Annotated in this window: 1 pseudogene; it reads left to right on the forward strand. The window is 72.0% G+C overall.

Annotated elements, in window-relative coordinates:
- Window positions 1-270: 270 nt before the first annotated feature.
- A pseudogene (gene recQ / locus AC2W7C_RS17025) lies at window positions 271-2,135 on the forward strand (DNA helicase RecQ).
- Window positions 2,136-2,168: the final 33 nt, after the last annotated feature.

Genomic DNA, 2,168 nt, shown 5'->3' on the forward strand with positions numbered 1-2,168 from the left:
ACGGCGAGAAGCCGTGCAGAAGCCCTCAGCGTCCTGCCTGCGTGAACCGGTCGCGCGGAGCCTCAGGCGGCGACGCCGAAAACTCACCCCGGTCCCCGCAACGCGAAAGCAGGGGACCCATACGGTTCCGGGCCTCGCCGCCCAGGCTCCGCCGCCTCCCCGAACTCCTCGGCCGAACGGCCCCGGAGACGATCACGCACGGGCGGGGGATCTTTCTCTCGGGGAAAACACACCGCTGACACCACGGAACAAATGCGGCACAACCCGGCGATGCTCGCCGACTCAACCCCGATCTCCGCCGCGCCGACCCTGGCCGACGCGCGCGCGACGCTGGAGCGGGTCTGGGGCCACGCGGACTTCCGCGGCCTCCAGGCCGAGGTCGTGGCCGAGGTTCTGGCCGGGCGCGACGTGCTGGCCGTTCTGCCGACCGGCGGCGGCAAGTCGGTCTGCTATCAGGTTCCCGCCATGCTGCGGCCCGGGCTGGGACTGGTGATCTCGCCGCTGATCGCCCTGATGACCGACCAGGTCGAGGCGCTGAAGCAGCAGGGCGTGGCGGCGGCCCGCCTGGACTCCGGCGTGTCCATGGACGACCGCTCGGCGATCTGGCGCGCGGCGCGCGCCGGCGAGCTGGACCTGCTGTATGTCTCGCCCGAGGGACTGGCCCAGCCGCATCTGATCGACCGCCTGCACGATCTTCCGCTGAGCCTGATCGCCATCGACGAGGCCCACTGTGTCTCGCAATGGGGACATGACTTCCGTCCCGACTACCGCACCCTGGGTCGGCTGGCCGAGCTGTTCCCCGGCGTGCCGCGCATCGCGGTCACCGCGACGGCGGACGCCCGGACACGCGAGGACATCGTCCGATCGCTCCGGCTCGACGGCGCCAGGGTCCTGGTCGACAGCTTCGCCCGCCCCAACCTGCAGCTCTCGGCGGTGCGCAAGGAGAACGCCTCGCGGGCCAAGACCGACGCCGCCGTGATCGACCTGGTCCGCCAGCGCCGGGGCAAGTCCGGGGTGGTGTATTGCGGCTCGCGCGACGGCTGCGAACGGGTGGCCGAGGCGCTGAAGACGGCCGGGACCAACGCCATCGCCTACCACGCGGGCATGGACGCCCGCGAGCGGGACCGCCGGCTGGAGCGTTTCCTGGCCGAGGACGGGGCGGTGATGGTCGCCACCATCGCCTTCGGCATGGGGGTCGACAAGGCCGACGTCCGCTTCGTCATCCACGCCGATCCGCCCGGCTCGCTGGAGGCCTATTGGCAGGAGATCGGACGCGCCGGACGGGACGGCGAACCGGCCGAGGGCATCACCCTGTACGGCCCATCCGACATCGCCTGGACGCTGAAGCGCCTCGACGGCCGCCCCATGGCCGAGGAGATCAAGGCCGTTCAGGTGCGCAAGGCCCGCCAGCTGTTCGCCATGCTGGACGGCGCGACCTGCCGCCCGCAGACGGTGCGCCGCTATTTCGGCGAGGCGGCGGCGCAAGCATGCGGCGTCTGCGACATCTGCCTCGATCCGCCCGCCGTCTTCGACGCCACCGTTCCGGCCCAGAAGGCGCTGGCCGCCGTCCAGCGTCTGGGCGAACGCTTCGGCAAGACCCGCGTCATCGACCACCTCCTGGGCAGGACGAAGGAGGTCCAGCCGTGGGAGACGGCCCTGTCGACCTGGGGCATCGGCGCCGACACGGCCCTGCACACATGGCGCGACGTGGTTGATCACCTGATGTTCGAGGGCCTGCTGGTCGAGGATCCCAACGACGGCAAGCCGCTGATCCGCATCGGCGAGCCCGAAGCCGTCCGCGCCGTCTATCGCGGCGAGCGCGCCGTCGAGGTCCGGCTGACCCCCGCTCGCGTCGTCGGCTCGAAGGAACGCGTCAGGACCGGCCGCAACGCCGCTCTGGAAACCATGGACGCCGACGTCCGCGCCCGGTTCGAGACCTGCGCGCCTGGCGCCGCGACCGCGCGGCCGAACAGCGGGTGCCGCCCTACGTCATCTTCCAGGACAAGACCCTGCTCGAGATCGCCCTGGCCGAGCCGGGAACCCTGGACGCCCTGGGCCACATCTCGGGCGTCGGCCAGTCCAAGCTGGACCGCTACGGCAAGGGCGTGCTGGCGGCGCTCGCGGCGGCGGCCTGACCGTGCGCGCTCAGCCCCAGGGTCCGCGCGGCG

Source organism: Brevundimonas sp. CURTG3B2_SDJG (genome assembly GCF_057364705.1).